Below are 21,929 nucleotides of genomic sequence, written 5' to 3' on the forward strand. Positions count from 1 at the left end.
ATTACCCTTCAATAACCACGGGAACAATCATTGGGCGTCGCCGCAGCCTGCGGGAAACCCACCGTCCCAAGGCGCGTCGCATGGCCTGCTGCAGTGAGTAAGCGTCCACGTGCCCCGGTGCTGCCGCCTTCGCAAGAGCCTCTGCCACATCGGGGAGCACTTCCCTAAACACAGCTTCGTCCTCGGCCATCCCGCGAGCGGTAATGTGCGGGCCCGCCAGGACCTGCCCCATTTCGAGGTCGACAACGGCGAAGACGCTGACAAAGCCCTCTTCGCCGAGCACTAGCCGATCGTGCAGTTCGCTTTCACTGATCTCGCCGATCGAACCACCGTCTACGTACACGTAGTCACAGGGCACTGCGCCAACTACGGAAGCTTGCCCATTGGCGAGGTCGACTACTACCCCGTCTTCTGCCAGGGCAATGCGCGACGCCGGCACTCCCGTTTGGACAGCCAGCCGGCCGTTTGCCACGAGGTGTCTGATCTCGCCGTGAATCGGCATCACGTTCTTCGGCTGAACCACGTTGTAGCAGTACAGCAATTCCCCTGCGGCGGCGTGTCCAGATACGTGCACCTTTGCGTTGCCCTTGTGCACAACCTTGGTACCTAGGCGCATCAGAGCATTGATTACGCGATATACGGAGTTTTCGTTTCCGGGGATCAACGAGGACGCCAAGATGACAGTGTCCTCGGGACCTACCGAGATGAACTTGTGAGTGCCGTTGGCGATCCTGGCCAGAGCTGCCATGGGCTCGCCCTGCGAACCCGTGGCCATGTAGACCCGCTGCCGTGGGGGCAAGTTTTCAATTTCGCGAGAAGAAACGATTACGCCCTCGGGAGCATTCAGGTACCCCAGCTCCATCGCAATACGCATGTTGCGTTCCATAGAGCGCCCCACAAAGGCAACCTTGCGACCGTGCTCGGCAGCAGCGTCTAGTACTTGCTGGACACGGTGCACATGCGAACTGAACGAGGCGACAATCAGCTGCCCCTGTGCTTTGCCGAACACCGCACTGATGACGGGTCCGATCTCGCGCTCATGGGTAACAAATCCCGGCACTTCAGCGTTGGTCGAATCCACCATGAACAGGTCTACGCCCTCTTCGCCAAGACGGGCGAAGGAACGCAGGTCTGTAATACGGCGATCTAGGGGCAGCTGGTCCATCTTGAAGTCGCCCGTAACTAGGGCGTTTCCGGCCTCGGTGCGGATCATGACTGCAAGCGCATCCGGAATGGAGTGGTTTACTGCAACAAATTCGCAGCCGAACCCGCCGATCTGAACGGTGTCGCCCTCGGCAACCACGTTTAGGTTTGTGTCGCGCAGCCGATGTTCTGCCAGCTTCGGTTCCAAGAACGCAAGAGTTAGGCGCGAGCCGTAGATCGGGATGTCGCGGCGCAAACGCAACAGGTACGGGACCGCGCCAATGTGGTCCTCATGGCCGTGAGTGAGCACAAGCCCCACCACGTCATCCATCCTGTTAGAGATTGCCGAAAAGTCCGGAAGAATCAGGTCTACACCCGGCTGGATTTCTTCAGGAAACAGTACGCCACAATCGACGATCAATAGTTTGCCGTTGATCTCGAATACGGTCATGTTCCGTCCGACCTCACCTAGGCCGCCCAGCGGAGTTACGCGCAGGGTGTCTTTGGCCAGTTTCGGCGGGGTGGGTAAGTCAGGGTAAAGAGAATTCACACTCTTATTGTGTCATCTAAAACGCGAAACACCGACCTATTCGCCGGGCAAGGTGAAAATGTTTCAGCATAGACCCAGTTTTTCCATAACTACTTTCAAGGCAAGCACCTTATCCTCTGGCTCTGCCACCAACGGCAGACGAAGTGTCGGCTCAGACAGAACTCCGGCCAAAACGAGGGCGTGTTTCGCCATTACGGCCCCCTGTCCGCCTCCCATAATTGCGTTCACTAGAGGACGTAACTTAGATGTTAAAGCCCGGCCAGTAGCAATGTCGCCCTGAGCCAACGCATCTATCATTTGCCGGTAAAAGGCTGCCCCCACATGCGATACCACCGAGATGACGCCCGTGGCGCCGTGGGTTAGGAAAGAGAAGTTCAACCCATCGTCTCCGCTATAGCAGTCGAGTCCGGTCCGTTCAAGCCTCTCCTGCGCCCGCTCGACATTGCCCGTTGCATCTTTAAATGCTTGTATCTGCTCAATTTGGGCGAGGCGATCTAACGTGTGTTCGCCAATCTCAAGACCGGTACGTCCAGGTATGTCATAGACCATGGCCGGAAGGTCAGTCGAGGTCGCCACTGCGCGAATATGCTGATACACCCCTTCCTGGGAAGGGCGGTTGTAATAGGGAGCCGCAACCAGCAGTCCGTCAGCGCCAGCCTGGGCAGCGCCTTCAGCCATCCGCACCGCGTGGGCGGTGTCATTCGAACAGGCCCCTGCGAATACCACCACGCTAGGATCTACTGCTGCCTTTACAGAACGGATCAGTTCTGCCTTTTCAGGCTGGTGCGTAGTTGGGGATTCCCCGGTGGTGCCAGAGAGCAAGATAGCATCACAGCCGTCTGCTGCAAGTTTCCTGGCAAGGTTAATCGCCGCCTCATAATCCACCTCCCCGTCTTTCTGGAACGGGGTGACCATCGCTGTGGCTAGAGTGCCGAATGTATGAGCTGCCATATCCTTACCCTAAAGTTAACGGGAAGGAAAAACTTTTCGTACCAAAGTGTGGATCTATTTTAGTCTTGCAACTGCGTGTACCAAACGTGTTGCACTAAGGATTGTTCGCCAACCTGGAGCTTTCTACGCACGCCTGCGGGCGCAAATCCGGCCTCGGTATAAAAACTGATTCGCCCAGCATCTCCACCGCTGATCCACACTTGCACCCGCTTCGCTCCGGTGCGTCCAAGCATGTCAGCGCATGCAGCTAGCAACCTGGATCCGTGCCCTTTACCACGTTCCGAGTCAGCCACTTCTAGCGCAACAATCTGCGCCTCTGCCGGATGCTCTTGTAGCGGAGCAGGACCATCCGGCAGAGAGGTTGCCTCCGACAGGTCTTCAGCTGGTGCCAGCGCCGCAAAACCAACAACTTTTGCCCCAGCAATGGCAGTAAGTACCATGTGCCGACCATCAGGCGGATTAGCAATTGATTCTTTCCACGTCCGAGTAAATTGTTCCCGTTTCAAGCTAGCAAGAAGGGCGGGTGATGGATTTTCCAGCACCCCGGCCAGCTCCGTCTTCATTGCCTGCAGATGAATACTGCCAATTGCCTCGGCATCCTCAACTACAGCAGGGCGAACAGAATTGTCCGCGCTCCTCATAGCCCCATCACCTTATCGAGACCAATAGTGAGCCCAGCTAGCCCGCCCACTTTCCGACACGCAAGCATTACGCCAGGCATAAAGGATTCTCGGTCAAAACAATCGGTGCGCAGTACGAGCTGTTCTCCAGGGTTACCGAACAAAACCTCCTGATGAGCATTGAGGCCACGCAGTCGGACTGCATGAACCGGTACGCCTTCATACTTGGCACCGCGAGCGCCCTCGGGGTCCGATTCAGTTGCGTCAGGCACCGGCTTGCCCGCTCTTCCGGCAGAAATCGCCCCCGCGGTAGCAATGGCAGTCCCGGAAGGCGCGTCCACCTTATTCGGATGGTGCATCTCGATAATTTCGGCACTATCGAAGTAAGGTGCGGCTAACTCAGCAAATTTCATGGTCAATACCGCCGACAACGCGAAATTCGGAGCAATCAGAACGTTCTTACCCGCCTGTTCGGCAACCCGGGTAATCTGTTCGTACTTTTCAGGGGTCCACCCCGTGGTGCCCACTACGGAATGTGATCCAGCCCGAAGCGCAGCACTCACAGTATCGAAAGCCACGGCAGGAACCGTGAAGTCCACCGTAACTTCAGCACCCGCCAACGACTGTTCATCGATGGAATCACCCGAATCCAGACGTGCCACTAATTCCATGTCTTCTTGCTGGGAAACTGCCTCACAAACAGTTGCTCCCATGCGCCCGGAAGCGCCTACTACTGCTACTTTGATCATCACTTCACCCTACCTTTGGGCCCACCACTACTTCCACGCGGGCTCCCTCTATGAGATCTCTACAGATCGTGCTAATCTGCTGCGCCGACACTGCCTCTAGCTTTGCCATTGTGTAGTCGTAGGTATCCAGCCGGTGCCTGCCAATCTCAGCCCGCCCTAATCTATTCATCCGGGCCGAAGCAGATTCCATCCCCAAGGCTGTTCCGCCCCGTAGCTGTCCGAGGGCGAGGGCGATCTCCTCTTCCCGCACTCCCCCTTGGGCCATATCTTCCAATTCTCCCAACATTACTTTGCGAACTTCGTCGACCTTGCCGGGCTGACATCCGGCATACATACCGAAGTACCCCGCATCCGCGTACGCCGACTGGAAAGCAAAAGTGGAATATGCAAGCCCCCGCTTTTCCCGTACCTGTTGGAACAGGCGCGAGGACATCCCAGAGCCCAAAATTGTGGAGGCGATCGTTGCGGCATAGCCGCGTTCGTCGCTAATCGAGTAGCCTCGCCCTCCTACCAGTAGGTGTGCCTGTTCAATGGGACGCTCAATGTGCAGTTGCGCTTCTTGGGTCGGACGTACCTCGGTGACCGAGCGGGCCGGCCTGGGGGCATCCTCATCCTCGCCTGACCGATCCGCCCACGCTCCGGATTGCCTGAAGTCATCGACCAATTCGCACAGCTGTTCGTGATTCACATTTCCGGCAGCCGCGATCGTGATTCCAGACGGTACGTAGGTCTGCTGATAATGCTCCCGTACAGCTTCGAGCGGAGTTGCCGTTACCGATTGCGGGGTGCCCCCGATTGGGCGGGCGAGCTCATGACCAGCAAACATGGCACCCGCGAACTTCTCGTGCGCTAAATCAGTCGGGTCATCGGCTGCCATTGCTAGCTCGTCCAGGATAACGGTGCGTTCCATTTCGAAATCGGCACGATCCAGTTTGGCTCTGGATACCATGTCCAAAATAATCTGAAGAGCCATCGGCATATCTGCGGCAAGAACTCGCCCATAATAAGTGGTGTATTCCTTTGCAGTGCCGGCGTTTGATTCGCCTCCAACCCGATCAAACGAGGACGAGATATCTAACGCGGTAAGGTTCTCAGTCCCCTTGAACAGCAGGTGCTCCAAATAATGGGTGGAACCGTAATGGCCTTCAGCTTCGTCGCGGGAGCCTGCTTCTACCCAAGCCCCCAAGGAGACACTCCGAGAGGTGGGCACGTTTTGCGTAATTACGCGCAGACCTCCCGGTAAGATTGTGCGCCTGATCAAGGTCCCGTCCTCAGCAATAGACAGGTCTGCTCCAGGCTGGTTGCAACTGACGCGAGGCAATTCAAAGCTACCGGTATCCATAGGTTTCCTATTCTATTGCCCGGACATAAGTTCACCAACCATTATGAGACAACTCTAACCACCTAGTTGCAGGCGCAACTGTTCACCTTGGGCGATAAGCGTAATTATTCGCCTTCAAACCTAGCTAATACCCATTAGCTGCGGTAGATTTTCTCGCGAGACATAGGTGAATGCTTTTCGGATAGGAGATTAAGTTGAATCAGCAAATATACAAAGCCATCGCTAGAGTCCTAGGAACCATCTTGGTGCTAGTTGGCATAGGAGCAATCGGAGGCGGGCTGTTCCTACACTCCTCTGTTAGCTCACAGCTTTCCGAGCAACAGATAACCATGCCCTCCAAGGAGAATCTAACTACCCAAGAGCAGAAAGATCACCTCCTCCAATATGCGGGCCAGCCTATGGAGGACGGCAACCAAGCCTTCGCTTTCTCGGACTACTACATAAAAGAACACCTGAAGCAGATGGCGGGTGGGAAGAACTACAACGAGGTTTCTGGCGAATACATGAAACTGTCGGCAGATCCCAAGGCTGACCCGCAGAAAGTTGCCAAGCTTCGCGAGCTACGTGCCGACATGTTCCAGGGCAACTCCCTGCGCGGCATGCTACTCAACGCCTACGCTTTTTGGACGATGGGTACCGTGGCCTTCTGGGCAGGAATCGGCTCCTTGATCGTAGGTGCGGGCGCGCTCATCTATTCCTTCCTAGGCAACTCAACAAAGCGCGGCTCTTCTAAAGCTACTGCCTAACTCTGTTAATAAGTTTTGGCCCGCAGCCAGAGGCTGCGGGCCAAAACTTATCTACGGATTATTCCTGGTCGTCCTTCGAACGCGAACGGGACCGGGAACGGTTACGCCGCTGGCGACGCTCCCCCGAACCGTTTTCACGACGACGGCGCCGGCGCGGGCGAGATTCCTCGTCCTTCTTCGGCTCTTCAGACTCTTCAGACTTAGCCTCCGAGTCAGATTCTGCCTCCTCGCCCTCGACAACCGCGTGCAAGGAAAGCTTGCCACGAGCATCGATCTCGGCGATCTCGACCTCGACCTGCTGGCCAACGTTCAACACGTCCTCGACAGAATCGATACGCTTGCCGCCAACCAGGCGACGGATCTGGCTGATGTGCAGCAGCCCGTCCTTACCTGGGGTAAGCGAAACGAAGGCGCCGAAGGAGGTCGTCTTGACAACAGTACCGACGTAGCGCTCTCCGACCTCGGGCAGCTGCGGGTTAGCAATCGCGTTGACCGCGGCGCGCGCTGCTTCTGCGCTCTCGCCATTATCAGAAGCAATGTAGACAGTGCCGTCATCTTCGATGGTCAGCTCGGCTCCGGTGTCTTCCTGGATCTGATTGATCATCTTGCCCTTCGGGCCAATGACCTCGCCAATCTTGTCGACCGGCACCTGGACGGTGATGATACGCGGCGCGGTGGCAGCCAGCTCATCCGGAGTATCGATGGCGGCAGCCATTACCTCGAGGATGTGAAGGCGGGCGTCGCGGGCCTGGCTCAGAGCAGCAGCCAGAACGTCGGACGGGATGCCGTCCAGCTTCGTATCCAGCTGCAGCGCAGTAATGAATTCGCTGGTACCGGCAACCTTGAAGTCCATGTCGCCGAAGCCGTCCTCGGCGCCAAGGATGTCAGTGAGGGCGACGTACTTAGTCTTGCCATCTTCCATAGGCTCGGACATAAGGCCCATAGCAATACCTGCAACCGGTGCGTGCAGCGGAACGCCAGCCTGCATCAGCGACAAGGTGGAAGCGCAAACGGAGCCCATGGAGGTAGACCCATTGGAACCCAGTGCTTCCGACACCTGGCGGATCGCGTACGGGAAGTCTTCCTTGGAAGGAAGAACCGGAACAAGTGCGCGCTCAGCTAGCGCACCGTGGCCGATCTCGCGGCGCTTCGGCGAACCTACCCTACCGGTCTCGCCAGTGGAGTACGGCGGGAAGTTGTAGTGGTGAATGTACCGCTTGTGAGTAACCGGAGTCAGACCATCAATCTGCTGTTCCATGCGGAGCATGTTCAGCGTGGTAACGCCCATGATCTGGGTTTCGCCACGCTGGAAGAGGGCGGAGCCGTGGACGCGAGGCAGGACCTCGACCTCGGCAGACAGGGTGCGGATATCGGTGTACCCACGCCCGTCCATACGAACGCCCTCGTGCAGAGTGCGAGAACGAATAGCTTCCTTCTCGATAGCCTTGAAAGCGGCCTTCAGATCCTTTTCCTGCTCCGGGAACTGTTCTTCCAGTTCCTCCAGGGCGGCATCGCGGATCTCTTCGAGCTTGGCCTCGCGAGGCAGCTTCTCGACGATCGAAATCGCCTCGGGCAGCTTCGCGGATACCTTCTCTTCGACAGCCTTGTACTGCTCGTCCGAGTAATCCTTGAACAGTTCAAATTCGGCGGTGGGCTTGGAAGCCTTGTCGGCAACCTCCTGCTGGGCACGAACGAGCTCACGAATGAACGGCTTCGCAGCCTCGAGTCCCTCAGCAACCACAGACTCGGTGGGCTTGGTGCCACCCGCGGCAATCAGCTCGACCTCGTTCTCGCCGCCACCGGCCTCGACCATCATGATGGCAATGTCTTCTTCCCCGTCAGCGCGGGTAACAACGCGGCCTGCGACGACCATGTTGAAAGTAGAACGCTCCATTTCGGAGAAACGGGGGAAAGCCACCCACTGGTCTTCAATTAGAGCCAGGCGAAGACCACCGATCGGACCCGAGAAAGGCAGGCCGGCAATCTGGGTGGACATAGAAGCAGCATTGATGGCGAGCACGTCGTAGGCGTCATCGGGGTGCACTGCCAGAACCGTCTCGACGACCTGAACCTCGTTACGTAGGCCCTTCACAAACGAAGGACGAAGAGGACGGTCAATCAAGCGGCAGGCCAAGATTGCGTCGGTGCCCGGACGACCTTCACGGCGGAAGAAGTTTCCGGGGATCCGCCCTGCTGCGTACTGGCGTTCCTCGACGTCAACAGTCAGGGGGAAGAAATCAAATTGATCCTTGGGGTGCTTGCCCACGGTGGTAGCGGACAAGATAGCAGTTTCGCCATCGAGGTAAGCCATGGCGGAACCGGCGGCCTGCTTGGCTAGCAGACCGGTCTCAAAACGGATGGTGCGCTTACCAAAGCGACCATTGTCGATTACTGCTTCTGCAGCAGTGATGTCATTTCCTTCAAACACTAAATCGGTTTCCTTCTGTGTAGGTATCGGAGGAACCCACATGGCGGTCATCGATCGAGACTCACGGACCTTACTTCCGGAAGCCACTACCGAAGACCGACGCGACTGGGTTCCCGATAGTTAGTCTAACGGTTAGACTCAGTTTTTTAACTAGTGCCAGAACATATACTTTCGGCCCGAGCTGACGCCCGGGCCGAAAAGAAGACAATCAGTGACGCAGACCGAGGCGCTCGATCAGGGAACGGTAACGCTCGATGTCAACTTCCTTCAGGTATCCCAGCAGACGCTTGCGCTGGCCTACCAGGAGCAGCAGACCACGACGGGAGTGGTGATCGTGCTTGTGATCCTTGAAGTGCTCGGTCAGATCCTTGATGCGCTTGGATAGCAGAGCGATCTGCACCTCGGGCGAACCGGTGTCGCCCTCGTGGGTTGCATATTCTGCAATGATCTGGTCTTTTTCTTCTTTAGTAAGCGACACTTCGTCCCTCTTTCTATATTGTTGTTGCACGGAGCACCGGGGCCCATTCACCCGAGCATGACGCTACCGTGGCCGGCATGACGGCACCGACAATGCTACCAGCTCCAGTTACGGGCTCCCAGCTGCGCGTTCAGTGAGATGAGGCACGCTCTATTTTTCAAAGCAGTCACACCGAATGTTGCCATAGTCCTCATATACCAAGGTACCGACCCGCTCATACCCCTCAGAGAGCAACAGATTCACCATCGGAAGATTCTGCGGGGACGTGTCGACGCGCAAATGCTTTCTCCCTGCCAAAGCAGATGCAAAACGCAGAAATTCCCTAGCGACTCCCCTACCTTGAGCAGACTCGCAAACGGCTAGCCTGTGCAGCACCACCGCCTGTTCTGGAGGGTACCGCCACGCTAAATCCGCGCGAGCAAAACAAGGATCCGACTTCGGGTCAATGCTCATGGTAGCCACCACCTCGCCACCTGTTTGCGCTACATAGCAAATGGAGGCAGCAATATCGTCGGCAACTATCTGCGCATTCGGATAAACCCCCTCTTCCCACTGATCGACACCGATGGCGGCAAGCCTCTTTTGCCCATAAGCAAACATCTGCATCAGCTTCGCCAGGTCGCTCTGGCAGGCCCTCCTAAACGCAATCCGCATACGCACATCGTAATAAAAGTGACCGCCCAAAAGAGCGGTCACTTTTATTACGAAGGATTTTACTCAACCTGGAAGGAACCGGTTACCCCCTGGAATTCCGTGTCATGGTTACCCGGCGCCCTCGAAGTGCCGTTGTAAACCATCCTGTAGGTGCCAGGCTCGGCCTCGGTGGTATCCCACTCCATGGTTACCTCAGAGGCAGAAATCCCCTTGCGCTTCCAATTGAACTTTGTAGAAAAGTCCGAATCCTTAGCAACGTCGACCCACTTGTCGCCCTCACGCTTTTGCACCTGTAGGTAGGTGCCCTCATGGCGAATATTCACGTTCGGGTGAGATCCCTGGAATACAGCCTTTACCACGTCACCCTTGCGGTAATTGCCACGCACCGGGATCAACACGTCCCCGTACTTGTGTGTTCCGGGAGTATCGTGCAAAACCTTGCCATACGCCGAGTAAACGAACGGGCGAATCTTCGGAGCTGTACCAACCACCTCAGCGCCACCTTCCTTGAAGGACTTCCCCACCGCGGCCAAGGCCTGGTTTAGGGCAGGCACGGTGTAACGGCCGTAAATGGTCGCGCCGCCCTCGTAATTCTGTCTGTCGTATTCCCACGGAGTAGTGAAGTAGTGCCCGTACGCATTAGCGGCAGAAGAGACCATTACCTTATCTACCGTGGTTCCTGCAGATTTTGCGAAAGCTTCACGCATGAGCACGCCGGATGCGGAAGTAACCTCGCCGGGCATGCCCAGGATGTAGTGGTCACCAATGCGCAGAACCTGTACAGGAAGTACGCCCTGCACGGAATCCACCATGCCAGATTCGAACAGTACCTTCTTCGGGCCCTGACAATCCTTCAGGCCGGGAGTTGCATCGTAGGTGGTCTTAGTCAACGAATCCATGAGCTCGTTCTTATCCAAGCCCTCACCCAAGAAGGTGACACCGCCGCCACCATCTTCTTCAGAACCAGAGCCAAAGGGAGCACCAACAATTGCGCGGCAAGTCTTCTCTTCCTTACCGGTAGTAGAAAACTCTGGGGCCACCTTCTGGTTCTGCATATCGACCCACATCATGCGGTAGTCAACAGTGGTGTTGTCGTCTACTGCCAACTTCTGCAGCGACCTCTCGGCGCCGTCATGGATCCGCTTGCCCATGATCTCTACGCTCTTGAAAGGATCCGAGGAGGGGCCGGTGGCCGGCTTCAATCCAAGGTTAGGCGTCTGATCGCCACCGTTGGAATAAACGTAGGCAGCCACCATCGAGGGCGAGTCTAGCTTGGTGTAGTCCACGCCTGCTTCCTTGACCTCGTCTAGGTACTCGGCATACCCCTTGTTGTCCGAAGAAATCAGTTTGTTTTCAGTGGGAAGGGTGGTTGCGTGGGTTGCCATCCAGTTGACAAAACCAGTGACTTTGCCATCCCGAGAGATAGCCATCGTATCGGAGCGCGAGTCGCGATCGCCCGGCAGCTTGTCACGCAGTTCCTTCGGGTTATTCATGAAGGCGTCCATGGACCGGTTTACGCCTGCATCTTCTACCTTGTCCGAACCGAAAGATACCTGCGAGGGCGCCAAGTCGGCCTCGGCACGATCAATAGCCTTGGCAAAACCGTCAACGGTGGCGTCAAGTGATTGCTTGTGCACGCCCATGGTGGTGATGTTGTAGAGCGAGTAATCAGTGGTGCCGCCGGGAGTGGAATGAGTGTGGGTAGCGGCGATCAGAACGTTACCGTCGTTGTACTTGTCACCGTACTTCTCCCGCAGCTTCTTCAGCAGCAACTCGCGCTCCAGGTTGGTACCCGAAAGCATGTCGCCAGATAGGAAGACAACACGTTTGTTCGTCTTGGGGTCGACGATCACGTAGGCGCGCGCGAATTGGCGAGAGTGAATTCCGGCGCTCTTCTGGCGCGAATCACCGTAACCCATCATGCCGTTTTCGCCCGGCTCACCTGTCATGTCGGCCATTCCGCGCCCGGCTAGGAAGGAAGGTTCTTCTGCCGAAGCTGTCTTAGGAGCAAGGGATCCTACAGCGGCCATCGACAGCGCCATAGAAATCCCAAGCAGTGCGGATGTAAATCTTCTACGCATAAAAAATCCTTAGATGAGATTGGGATCTTCAATGCGACTATATGAAAAACCGCGGGTTACCACAGGTTAAATATTTTAACTTTTTCGCACCATTTTGGGCTTTAAGGGCGGCCGACGTAAGTCGCACCGGCCTGAAACAGAGAAATAATCACAGAAAAAGATTAAAATATTTTCCTCTATTTCCAATGGTGTCTAAGATTTACAGTTTCAAAATTTTCTTGTAATCCTTGACACACCTATTTAGCTGTTACTGCCTCGGGCGCGATACGACCAGTGGGAGGCGCTCCCAGAACCCTGGCAGCTTCCAGCAGATCTTCGTCCATTCGCTCCAGCAGTTCTTCCACAGAGTCGAACTGCTGCATCGGCCTGATCCGAGCAACGAAATCTACCGCTATATCTTCTCCGTACAGATTCAAATCCGAGCGGCCAAGCACGTGGGCTTCGACTGTACGCACTTCCCCATCGAACTGTGGATTGGTGCCAACCGAGATGGCAGCAGGGAGCATCTCGCAGGCGGGCGCTTCCGGGATTTGCCTCACTATCAAGCCGGCATATACTCCGTCTGCCGGGACAAACCCGACTCCCCTGGAGTTCAGATTCGCGGTGGGGAAACCTAGTTGGCGCCCTCGCTTAAAGCCGTGTTCTACCCTGCCGCGCAGTCGGTAGTTACGTCCCAAAATCCTATTGGCAAGAGTTACGTCACCAGCGGCCAGCGCCTGCCGGACCCAGGTGGAAGACCATCGTCTGCCTTCGAAGGATTCCACATCTACTATTTCAGTAACGTCGAATCCGAACCTATCGCCCAATTCGTGCAAGGTCTCTACCGTGCCGGCGTTGTTTCTACCGAAACGCATATCCTCGCCTACGACGACTTCCGCCACCCCAAGCCCATCGACGAAGAATTTCTGCACAAAATCGTAAGGGGTCAAAGAGGCTAGTTTCAGGTCGTAGTTCACGACCAGCACCGCGTCAACGCCGAGGGCGGCTATCTGCCCCAGCCGATCTGACAACGGCATGATCAGTTCGATCCCCTCGGGACGGTGTACTACCGCGGGATGGGGATCAAAAGTAACTGCTACCGACAGCACCCCGAGCCGTTGTGCATCACGTACGGCGGTAGTAAGGATTTTCTGGTGCCCGCGATGGACACCATCGAAGATACCTATAGTTGCAACCGATTCGATGTCAGTAGGGACTTCGTCCAAGCCGTGCCAGACTCGCATTTTACTTTTCTTTCGCCTGCCCTCGAAGACCTAGTTCTTTTCTTCCTGCCGGCGCTACTCCCATGGCTCCCCGTACCTTATGCGAGGTCGAGTGGGAGGTGTGTCCGCCTTTGCACTTACCGCCGCAAGAGCAGCCGTTCTTCTCGTCAGCCATTGGATCCTTCCTGTGGAATTACCGTCTTCGGTTGGAGGCGCCAGCCGTCGCCCTGCGCACTTAATGTTGCCATACCTACGAGCTTGTTTGTTCCATCCAGCATTGCCCAGGTGCCTTCTGCGCCCTCGGCAACGTGGAGGCGCCGTCCGCAGCGGACATCTTCCACGTGTTGCGGGCTCAAAACCATGGTCCGGAAGAACCACGCGGCGACCTCGGACAGTGAAATGGTTGGCAATTCGCCATCTACAAGTGCATCCGAAAGCTGCACTGCCTGATCTAGGGTAAAGCCGCCTACGCGAGTACGCCTCAGATAGGTTAGGTGCGCCCCGCATCCAAGTGCCTCCCCCAGATCTCTTGCAAGAGCACGAATGTAAGTTCCGGAAGAACAAGTCACCCTTATCGAAATGTCCGTGACGGGAACTTGGGCGCGCACCTGTTGAGGCTCAGAGGTTAATTCCAGTTCATCTATGGTTACCGGGCGCGCCTCGAGGGCGACTTCTTTGCCTTCGCGGACGAGCTCATAGGAGCGTTTACCCTGCACTTTTATAGCTGATACCGCAGAGGGCACCTGCATTATATTGCCTCGGAGGCGGCTTGCAGCATTTTCTATCTGCTCTGCAGATAGCCTTGCTCCCAGTGCCTGGGTAACTTCTCCGGAGGCGTCCTCCGTGGTTGTGCTAATGCCGAAGCGGACGCGGGCAAGATACTGCTTATCCGCGCCCGTAAGGTAGCGCAACAGTTTCGTTCCGGCGCCTACCGCCACCACCAAGGCTCCTGTTGCATCGGGGTCAAGGGTTCCGGCGTGGCCCACTTTGCGGGTGCAGGCTAGCCTGCGTACAGCCGATACGACATCGTGACTAGTACATCCGGCGGGCTTATCAATTACGACAAACCCGGGAGCAGCCGGATGCTGCCCCCGGGGTACTTCGAGGCGCATTACTTAGTCCTCGTATTCCTCGTCTTTGACGCGCGGGGCCTTATAGGGGTCAGGGTCAGAAGCGTAAGACTTTCCCTGAGCAGCCTGAGCAATCTTGGCGTCACGGTCGCGGGCGGCTGCTAGGGCCTCCTCGATCGAAGCCGCGGCTTCAGGCAAGGCATCGGGAATGAACTCTAGGGTCGGCGTAAGCCGGATACCCAAAGCTTTTCCAACCTCGGAACGTATTAGCCCCTTAGCGGATTCAAGCGCGGCGGCACTTGCCGAACGGGAAGCCTCATCGCCGAAAACGGTGTAAAAAACCGATGCGTGCTGGAGATCTCCGGTTACACGGCAATCCGTAATTGTCACGAAACCGATCCGCGGATCCTTGATGCGCCTTTCCAATAGACGCGCCACGGTCTGTTGGATCCGGTCCGCTACCTTCCGCTGACGTGCTTCATCTGCCATATTTTCCTCCCAAAGAGGGCGGGCCGAAGCCCGCCCCTGGTGGTATTAGTCGCGAGGCTTCTCGCGCATTTCCCAAGTTTCGATAATGTCGCCGACCTGGATGTCCTTGTGGCCAAGAGTGATACCGCACTCGTAACCGTCGCGGACCTCAGTCACGTCATCCTTCTCGCGACGCAAAGAGGCAATCTCAAGGTCGGGGGCTACTACTACCGAGTCACGGATCAGACGAGCCTTAGTGCCTCGCTTGATCTTGCCAGAACGGACGATCGAACCAGCAATATTGCCGAACTTACCGGACTTGAAGACCTGCAAGATCTCGGCTTTACCGAGTTCAACCTCTTCATAGATCGGCTTCAGCATGCCCTTCAGAGCATTCTCGACGTCCTCGATCGCAGCGTAAATGACCGAGTAGTACTTGATGTCTACGCCCTCGGAATCAGCCAACTCTGCCACACGTTCAGCCGGACGGACGTTGAACCCGATAATAACCGCGTTGTCGACGGTTGCCAGGTTTACATCGTTCTGGGTAATTGCACCTACGCCACGGTGAATGATGCGCAACTGTACTTCGTCAGAAACCTCGATCTTGAGCAGCGAATCTTCAAGTGCCTCGACAGCACCAGAGACGTCACCCTTGATGATGAGGTTGAGAGTCTCAACCTTGCCTTCCTTGAGTGCTTCATCGAAGTCTTCAAGCGAAATCCTCTTGCGGCGCTTAGCCAGCTGTGCTTGCCTCTCGGCAGCTTCACGCTTGTCTGCAATCTGGCGCGCAGTGCGATCGTCGGGGGCAACCAGGAACGAGTCGCCTGCTCGCGGCACGGAGGTCAAACCTAGTACCTGTACTGGGCAGGACGGGCCCGCTTCCTTTACGGAATTGCCGCGATCATCGAACATTGCGCGGACGCGCCCGTGTGCATTTCCGACAACCAGTGCATCGCCAACGCGCAATGTACCGCGCTGCACGAGCATGGTTGCAACAGCACCGCGCCCCTTGTCCAGGTTAGCTTCAATGGCAGTGCCACGAGCTTCAGCATCCGGATTCGCCTTGAGGTCGAGCGCTGCGTCGGCGGTAAGCAACACAGCTTCCAGTAGTTCCTGAATGCCGGTGCGCTGCTTCGCCGAGATGTCTACAAACATCACGTCGCCGCCGTATTCCTCAGCAACCAAGTTGTATTCGGTGAGCTGGGCGCGAATCTTGTCAGGCTTAGCCTCGGGCTTATCGACCTTGTTGACGGCGACCACGATAGGCACATCTGCCGACTGGGCATGGTTAATCGCTTCAACAGTCTGCGGCATGACGCCGTCATCTGCTGCAACCACGATGATCGCAATGTCAGTGGACTGCGCGCCACGTGCACGCATAGCCGTGAATGCTTCGTGACCAGGCGTATCGATGAAGGTAACCGCACGGTCTTCGTCATTCAACGAGACCTTCACCTGATAGGCACCAATGTGCTGGGTGATGCCTCCGTGCTCGCCACCGACAACGTCGGTGTGGCGGATCGCATCCAGCAGCTTCGTCTTACCATGGTCTACGTGGCCCATAACCGTGACTACCGGGGGTCGGGGCACCATGTTATCGATGTCATCGGCTTCCTCGGCCTCCAGGTCGATGTCGAAGGATTCGAGCAGTTCGCGATCCTCGTCCTCGGGAGAGACGATCTTCACTACGTAGCCGAGTTCAGCACCAAGAGCCTCGAAGGTGTCCTGGTCCAGCGACTGGTTAGCAGTCACCATTTCACCAAGGTGGAACATAACGGTGACCAGTGCGGCGGGATTTACGTTGATCTTGTCAGCGAAATCAGCCAGCGAAGCGCCGGAACGGATCCTGATCTCGGTGCTTCCATCCCCGCGAGGTACCTGAACGCCACCAATGGTAGGAGCCTTCTGTTCGAATTCCTGACGCTTGGCGCGCTTAGACTTACGGCGCTTAGAGCCGCCTCCGCGACCGAACGCACCTTGAGTCGAGCCGCGGCCACCGCGGCCTCCACGAGGACCACCGAAGCCACCGCGAGGACCACCGGAACCACCACGGCCACCACGACGGGAGTCCCGGTTTCCTGGCTTGCCGTTCTGGCCGGCGCGAGCCTGCGCCTCTGCCAACTTGGACCGTTCCGGCATCATGTTCGGATTCGGCCTCGGACCGGACGGGCGACGATTCTTCGCACCGCTTCCCGGCTTGTTAGAGCGGCCACGGCCACCCGGCTTCGGCATTCCCTGAGCCGATGCGTAGGGGTTATTGCCAGGACGCGGTCCAGGCCTGGGCCCGGGACGACGCGATCCACCCGGACGCGGCATTCCCTGGGAGGAAGCAAATGGGTTGTTCCCTGGACGCGGTTCATGCGCCTTCTGGGCAGACTTAACGGCTGCCTTCGGGGTTGGAATGTGGGCGCCAGGTTTAGGCGCAGCCTTCTTTGCTGCTGCCGGTTTCGCCGGTGCCGGTTTAGCTGCCGGCTTCTTAGCTGCTGGCTTAGGGCCGGGCTTGGCGGCAGGCTTGGGTGCAGCCTTCGGCGAACCCTTGGCATTTGCTGCCGGTTTAGCTGCTGGCTTCGCTGGCGCTTCAGCCTTTGCCTTTGGCGTTTCCTTCTTGGTCTTCGGGCCCGGCTTAGGTGCCGAGCTGGCAGTAGCCTTCTTGGCAGCAGCCTTAGGAGTAGCTGCCTTCTTCGTTGTCTTTGTAGTCTTCTTTGTTCCCTTGGCAGCGGGCTTCTTTTCGTCTTCGACGCCCTTCGGGAACTGTTCTCGGATCCGGCGCACTACAGGCGCTTCAATGGTAGAGGAAGCAGACTTCACAAATTCGCCCTGCTCCTTGAGGATTCCAAGAAGATTCTTAGAGGTGGTACCGAGCTCTTTCGCAAGCTCATGCACGCGCAGTTTTGCCACAATTCTCCTGTCTGGGTCCGCCCCAAACAGGACGGACAATTTACTTTTGCTGGCAGCTCATCGCTGGGTACTCATCGGGTGCCCATCAGCTTCCAACCCGCTTTCGTCTCGTGACCCAAGGACCTTACCGCCCTGAGTGCCCTCTTGATTAGCCCACAGCTGCAACCCTAGTGAGCGCGAATCAACCTTTACGGCAGTTCGCAATGCCCTGGGTATCGCACCGGTCTTTACAGCCCGCTGCAGACACATTGGATCCGGGTGAATCCAAGCGCCCCTGCCACTGTGCGCCACCGGGGAACAAACTACTGCTTGCTTCCCGTCTTGAACCAGGCGGACCATTCGGTCCCGTGAATCCCGGCTCCTACAACCCACACACGTGCGGTCCCGTTTCCTGGAAGCGCCGTTCGCAAGTATGCATACACGACCTAGTTTAGCGGTCATTCGGCCGAATCTACAGGCGACCCAGTACCGTCAATGTGTGTATCTGGTCTCGATTCTGAGGACGCAAGAGGGGTACCCAACTCTTCAGTATCTGCCTTTATGTCGATCTTGCACCCGGTTAACCTGGCAGCAAGTCGGGCATTCTGCCCCTCTTTACCGATCGCTAGTGAGAGCTGGAAGTCCGGGACGAGCACTTTTGCCATAGCCTCACTATTCGGGGCCATGGTGACAGATGACACACGCGCAGGTGAAAGCGCGTTCGCTACAAACGTAGCCATATCGTCAGAATAATCGATAATGTCAATCTTTTCGCCGCCAAGATCACTCATCACGGCTCGCACACGTGCACCCATCGGACCAATGCATGCGCCTTTAGCGTTGACTCCCTTTTGCAGTGGCTTTACCGCTATCTTGGTCCGGTAGCCCGCTTCCCTAGCAATGGATTCGATTTTTAGCCCACCATCGGTAAGCTCGGGCACTTCGCGTTCAAAAAGACGCCTAACTAGTTCGGGGTGACGGCGAGACAGTTCGATGCGGGCGCCCTTCTCTGTGCGAATCGCACGGACCACATACGCCCTAATAAGCGTGTTGTGCGTGAGCTTCTCGCCAGGAATTTGTTCGCCCTCGGGAAGGATGGCCTCGTAGTCCCCCACCTTCACCGTAACAATGTGTGGATTACGGGACTGCTGCACGCGGCCAGCAACAACAGTTCCGGTCTTGTCAGAGAATTCGCCCAAAACCTGGGCATCCTCGGCCTCACGCAGACGCTGCACGATCATAGAGCGGGCTACAGAAGTAGCGATACGCCCAAACCCCGAGGGCGTGTCATCAAATTCCCCGATGGGGTTTCCGTCCTCGTCCTCTTCGGTGGCCATCACAATGACGTGACCATGCTTGTCGATTTCGACTCTGGCTTTTGGAAGAGCACCAGGAACGTTGTGGTAGGCCTTTAGCAGCGCGTCCTCGATAGCCTCTACAAGCTGGTCCAGGCTAATGCCGCGCTCATTTTCGACGGCGCGCAGAGCGCTCATGTCAATGTCCATCAAAGTCCTTCCTAAAAGAACATCACTACGGTGCGAGCCGCCGTGATATCTGCTCTTGCCACTTCCCGGAGCCCATCCGAAGTCTTAATCTGAATCGGATCAGGACCAGCTTCCACAAGTTTACCCGCCAAGGTAGCATTTCCCACCTCAAGCTCGACGTGTTGGCCGAGCGCGCGACGAAAATCTCGATCGTCATGGAGTTCCCGCTCTGCGCCTGGAGTAGTTACTTCTAGCGTGTATTGGCCAGCAATCGGATCAAGATCGTCAAGAATTTTTGAGATTTTATGGGTAGCTTCGGTAAGCGCCTCAGAATCAACAGCTCCTGGCCCGTCTATCAGGTCGACAACTACCCGCAAACGCGAGTGTCTGCCGGCGGGGATCTTCGCTACTTCCATTACCGTTAGTTCGAGCTCGCTAACTTCCTGGATGAATCGCTGCCGAAGTGATTCGAACTGATCCTTTTGCAAGACGCCTCCTTCAAGATTTTTCTACCTCAATCCTACCCGTGCGATGATGGCGGCATGAAAAAAATTCTTGCTACCTGCCTTTGCTTCGGCACAGCGCTGATAACTCTGTCTGGATGCAATCTCCGTGTTGATACAGGTATTCCGCCTCTTCCGGACCTTTCTATCGATCAGGTAGCTAGAAATAATGCTGCGGAGTGTGAGCAAAATTTCGGCCAAGCAATCAACGCTAGCGGGCTTACTAAGAAGCACTCGGCGTGGGCTAGTTATGCCGCATCGGCTGCCAAAGAGCGGCTAGACGCATTCGGCGGAGTGTGGAAGGGATGGCCAGGACAGCGCCCTGAGGGCGGGGCTACACCGCCGCCAACTGCAGCAGCTCCTTCCGATAGCAAGGACCTCCTAGCCGAGTACTCCCGCTGCGCTGCACAGGCCGAAGTGGATGCCGGCGCAGTCAGCGATGCCTTGCTGGCAAAGATGCTACTATCCGCCTCAGTAGCCCGCTCCCTGGAAGGGGCAGAGCTAGCTCGAGCCGAAAAAGTTCCTTTTGAGCCTACCAAGGTTTCCCAATCACAAGCGCTCCGCCTTAACAGGAAAACAGGCAAGTACAGCACAGATTCCTCTAAATCTCCCCGCACGAACGCATCCGCCCCATCCGCCTCGGCTAAGGCTAACCAGCTTCCCAAGGACTTGTTAGCTGGCCTAGACGCGTCCCGCTACCAACTAGAGTGGGCTGCCGCCAACAGCGAAGACCTCCCAACCGATTCTCTAACTCAAGCCGCTGAATATTTAGCTAGCGAGGTCGACGCCTTAGCGGCTGCCGGAGCACCCGATAGCCGCCAGGTATCCTACCCCACCACTAGCAGCGCTAAGGAGTGCGCACAGGCTGCCCTGCAGAATGCAGGCGCGTGGCAGCTAGAGCTAGCACCTACAGCCCTTTACCCGCACCTGCAGCTAGCAAATACTCTTGACCGCATTTACGGGGCAGACGTAGCACTATCGGCCAATAAAACGGCACTCCCGTATTTGAAACAGGGGAAAGCCGATGGCGGGCAGACTAAAAGCGCGAAGTAGGCACCTAGGAAGACCTTGCCCTGGACTACAGTCACCGAAGGCAACAATTCATATCTAGTTTCCATACAGCAACATATCGAGGCTGCCGTTTTACTCCCTGCTACTAACAGATCAGCATTTCCAGCTCCCCTTATTTCTAATTTTATTTTCAAATAGATCCTCCGATAGGCAGGGAGTTTCACACTTTTCCCTAAAACCGTGGCAACAACAATCGTTTTGTCTCCGCCCCAGACGCACCTTAAGCAGCTAATGGAGCTAATCTAGGTGCACTCTCCAGCAGAGATTTTAATGCCCACCTACCCGCCAATAGGCGATGTTAACTACCACCTCGACCGGCCAATACTAATTTGCCAACATTTAATCCACCTACGCAGGTGCACTTATACTCTAACTTCTAAGAGCTGACACTCTATTTATGAGATCTATCGCCACCTATTTTTACAAGGGGGCTAAATTTTAAATCACGTAAATAGGGGCACTATCGCAATCAGTTCTGATAACCGCGCGTGGAGTCCTCAAACTGCCTATTAGTAAGGGAATAAGAATGAGCAATAAAAAGTTCTTCAGGGCCACTACCCCGCTAATCGCACTAATGATGATTTCGTTGGCAGGCTGCTCGAACACTCCGGCAGAGCCGAAAAATACAGAAAAGCCAGCTGATTCAGCACAATCTGCACCTGCGAGTCCGACACCAACGCAAACTCCAAAAAATAACACTAGCAAGGTACCAACTAAGCCCAAGCCTAAGAAAGAGAAAACTGTCAAAGCTCTTACGCAGGCTTCCCCATTAACTCCAACTCAAGATGCAACTGTTGGGAACATCTACAGGGCATTGCAAGGCGCAACTAGAACGCAACGACAGGTAGTAGCAGAAGTTGCGTCATCTGCTCCGGTACAGAATTTGGTTGCCAAACGGTCGCGCGCGGTACCTAAGGTGAGCGTACCCAAGACACAGGCTGCACGCCCAACCAATACCGTGGCTTCTACCCCATCAGTGTCTCCTACCACCACAGTTACGCCGGAAGCCAATATTAAGCCTGGAAGTGCAGTAAGGCCGACCGGGGATACCAACCCGAGCACAGTAACGAAGCCGGGCACAGATACCAAGCCGGGCGATACCCACAAGCCGGACACCCACCCAGGCACCGACACCAAACCAGGCACCGACACCAAGCCGGGCGATACCCACAAGCCGGACACCCACCCAGGCACCGACACCAAACCAGGTACCGACACCAAACCAGGGACCGACACCAAGCCGGACACCCACCCAGGCACCGACACCAAACCAGGTACCGACACCAAACCAGGGACCGACACCAAGCCGGGCGATACCCACAAGCCGGATACCAAGCCGGGCGACACCCACAAGCCGGACACCCACCCAGGGACCGACACTAAGCCGGGCGACGCCCACAAGCCGGACACCCACCCAGGCACCGACACCAAACCAGGGACCGACACTAAGCCGGGCGACGCCCACAAGCCGGACACCCACCCAGGCACCGACACCAAACCAGGGACCGA

At 56.4% G+C, this 21,929-nt stretch carries 19 protein-coding genes and 1 pseudogene; 3 read left to right on the forward strand and 17 right to left on the reverse strand.

All coding sequences use genetic code 11. From position 1 onward, the window contains the following. Position 1 precedes the first annotated feature (1 nt). The 5 genes from QP400_RS08970 to QP400_RS08990 all read right to left on the reverse strand — a co-directional run bounded on the left by QP400_RS08970 (position 2) and on the right by QP400_RS08990 (position 5,355). Positions 2-1,693 carry a ribonuclease J gene (locus tag QP400_RS08970; RefSeq protein ID WP_004804791.1) on the reverse strand — a complete coding sequence of 564 codons (1,692 nt, stop codon included), beginning with the start codon at positions 1,691-1,693 and terminating at the stop codon, positions 2-4. 63 nt (positions 1,694-1,756) lie between these two features. After that, a complete protein-coding gene (dapA, locus tag QP400_RS08975; protein WP_004804789.1) occupies positions 1,757-2,644 on the reverse strand; it encodes a 4-hydroxy-tetrahydrodipicolinate synthase in 888 nt (295 codons plus the stop codon). A 59-nt stretch (positions 2,645-2,703) separates the two neighbouring features. Next, positions 2,704-3,285 carry a GNAT family N-acetyltransferase gene (locus tag QP400_RS08980; protein ID WP_004804788.1) on the reverse strand — a complete coding sequence of 194 codons (582 nt, stop codon included), beginning with the start codon at positions 3,283-3,285 and terminating at the stop codon, positions 2,704-2,706. Then, positions 3,282-4,013 (reverse strand): 4-hydroxy-tetrahydrodipicolinate reductase, encoded by a 732-nt coding sequence (dapB, locus tag QP400_RS08985; protein WP_004804786.1) that lies wholly within the window; start codon positions 4,011-4,013, stop codon positions 3,282-3,284. The genes QP400_RS08980 and dapB overlap by 4 nt, the downstream gene beginning before the upstream one ends. A gap of 4 nt (positions 4,014-4,017) precedes the next feature. Beyond that, positions 4,018-5,355 (reverse strand): M16 family metallopeptidase, encoded by a 1,338-nt coding sequence (locus tag QP400_RS08990; protein ID WP_004804784.1) that lies wholly within the window; start codon positions 5,353-5,355, stop codon positions 4,018-4,020. A gap of 194 nt (positions 5,356-5,549) precedes the next feature. Here QP400_RS08990 and QP400_RS08995 point away from each other — a divergent pair, with 194 nt between their 5' ends. Continuing rightward, positions 5,550-6,101, forward strand: coding sequence for a hypothetical protein (locus QP400_RS08995; RefSeq protein ID WP_004804783.1), 552 nt, complete (start codon positions 5,550-5,552; stop codon positions 6,099-6,101). A 58-nt stretch (positions 6,102-6,159) separates the two neighbouring features. On the opposite strand, the gene QP400_RS09000 is transcribed toward QP400_RS08995, so the two are convergent. The 12 genes from QP400_RS09000 to rimP form a co-directional block, all read right to left on the reverse strand. Beyond that, positions 6,160-8,580 carry a polyribonucleotide nucleotidyltransferase gene (locus tag QP400_RS09000; protein ID WP_004804781.1) on the reverse strand — a complete coding sequence of 807 codons (2,421 nt, stop codon included), beginning with the start codon at positions 8,578-8,580 and terminating at the stop codon, positions 6,160-6,162. 157 nt (positions 8,581-8,737) lie between these two features. Next, positions 8,738-9,007 carry a 30S ribosomal protein S15 gene (rpsO, locus tag QP400_RS09005; protein ID WP_004804779.1) on the reverse strand — a complete coding sequence of 90 codons (270 nt, stop codon included), beginning with the start codon at positions 9,005-9,007 and terminating at the stop codon, positions 8,738-8,740. Between the two features lie 150 nt (positions 9,008-9,157). Continuing rightward, a complete protein-coding gene (locus QP400_RS09010; protein WP_083285971.1) occupies positions 9,158-9,661 on the reverse strand; it encodes a GNAT family N-acetyltransferase in 504 nt (167 codons plus the stop codon). Between the two features lie 59 nt (positions 9,662-9,720). Continuing rightward, complete coding sequence (locus QP400_RS09015; protein WP_004804774.1) at positions 9,721-11,742, reverse strand: neutral/alkaline non-lysosomal ceramidase N-terminal domain-containing protein; 2,022 nt, start codon at positions 11,740-11,742, stop codon at positions 9,721-9,723. 236 nt (positions 11,743-11,978) lie between these two features. After that, the gene (locus tag QP400_RS09020) at positions 11,979-12,965 is read right to left on the reverse strand and encodes a bifunctional riboflavin kinase/FAD synthetase (RefSeq protein WP_004804771.1); all 987 of its coding nucleotides are present in this window, start codon (positions 12,963-12,965) and stop codon (positions 11,979-11,981) included. Between the two features lies 1 nt (position 12,966). After that, a complete protein-coding gene (locus tag QP400_RS09025; RefSeq protein WP_004804768.1) occupies positions 12,967-13,119 on the reverse strand; it encodes a hypothetical protein in 153 nt (50 codons plus the stop codon). After that, complete coding sequence (gene truB, locus QP400_RS09030; protein WP_004804767.1) at positions 13,112-14,056, reverse strand: tRNA pseudouridine(55) synthase TruB; 945 nt, start codon at positions 14,054-14,056, stop codon at positions 13,112-13,114. Before truB ends, QP400_RS09025 begins: the two co-directional genes overlap by 8 nt. Positions 14,057-14,059: 3 nt before the next feature. Further along, the gene (rbfA, locus tag QP400_RS09035; RefSeq protein ID WP_004804765.1) at positions 14,060-14,503 is read right to left on the reverse strand and encodes a 30S ribosome-binding factor RbfA; all 444 of its coding nucleotides are present in this window, start codon (positions 14,501-14,503) and stop codon (positions 14,060-14,062) included. 45 nt (positions 14,504-14,548) lie between these two features. After that, the gene (gene infB, locus QP400_RS09040) at positions 14,549-17,383 is read right to left on the reverse strand and encodes a translation initiation factor IF-2 (RefSeq protein ID WP_004804764.1); all 2,835 of its coding nucleotides are present in this window, start codon (positions 17,381-17,383) and stop codon (positions 14,549-14,551) included. A gap of 57 nt (positions 17,384-17,440) precedes the next feature. Then, the gene (locus QP400_RS09045; protein WP_004804762.1) at positions 17,441-17,824 is read right to left on the reverse strand and encodes a YlxR family protein; all 384 of its coding nucleotides are present in this window, start codon (positions 17,822-17,824) and stop codon (positions 17,441-17,443) included. Further along, on the reverse strand, positions 17,821-18,867 hold the full coding sequence (nusA, locus tag QP400_RS09050; RefSeq protein WP_048707520.1) for a transcription termination factor NusA: 1,047 nt from the start codon (positions 18,865-18,867) through the stop codon (positions 17,821-17,823). Before nusA ends, QP400_RS09045 begins: the two co-directional genes overlap by 4 nt. An 11-nt stretch (positions 18,868-18,878) precedes the next feature. After that, positions 18,879-19,334: a ribosome maturation factor RimP gene (gene rimP, locus QP400_RS09055; RefSeq protein ID WP_004804759.1), complete on the reverse strand. Its 456-nt coding sequence runs from the start codon at positions 19,332-19,334 to the stop codon at positions 18,879-18,881. Between the two features lie 54 nt (positions 19,335-19,388). Here rimP and QP400_RS09060 point away from each other — a divergent pair, with 54 nt between their 5' ends. Together QP400_RS09060 and QP400_RS09065 are read left to right on the forward strand one after the other, a co-directional pair. Then, complete coding sequence (locus tag QP400_RS09060; RefSeq protein ID WP_004804757.1) at positions 19,389-20,402, forward strand: hypothetical protein; 1,014 nt, start codon at positions 19,389-19,391, stop codon at positions 20,400-20,402. A 544-nt stretch (positions 20,403-20,946) separates the two neighbouring features. Next, a pseudogene (locus tag QP400_RS09065) lies at positions 20,947-21,929 on the forward strand (hypothetical protein); the annotation flags it as partial.

It is taken from the genome of Winkia sp. UMB3158, assembly GCF_030217145.1.
Classification (GTDB): Bacteria; Actinomycetota; Actinomycetes; order Actinomycetales; family Actinomycetaceae; genus Winkia; species Winkia anitrata.